Below are 238 nucleotides of genomic sequence, written 5' to 3'. Positions count from 1 at the left end.
TCGCCAGCGCGATCGCCACCGCCACCGCCGCGGCAACCACCACCGCCACCAGGAGCGAGATCCACATGGCGGACCGGAAGGCGATCTCCGCGTGGTAGAGGTCGTCGGAGCTGTCCAGCGGGCCGTTCTCCACCAGGTAGTAGTCGAACAGCCCGGGCGCGACGCCGCCCATCACGGCGGCGACCGTGGCGAGGAGGACGAGGCCGACGACCACCTCGCCAATCAGCAGCCGCCCGTA

General features: G+C 71.0%; 1 pseudogene. It reads right to left on the bottom strand.

The window, feature by feature from the left end:
* Positions 1-238: pseudogene (locus tag BN358_RS26265) on the bottom strand (two-component sensor histidine kinase); the annotation flags it as partial.

The organism is Sedimentibacter sp. B4 (genome assembly GCF_000309315.1).
Classification (GTDB): domain Bacteria; phylum Bacillota; class Clostridia; order Tissierellales; family Sedimentibacteraceae; genus Sedimentibacter; species Sedimentibacter saalensis.
Note: the sequence above shows the minus strand (reverse complement) of the source record. Positions and strands in the feature narration are given on the sequence as shown.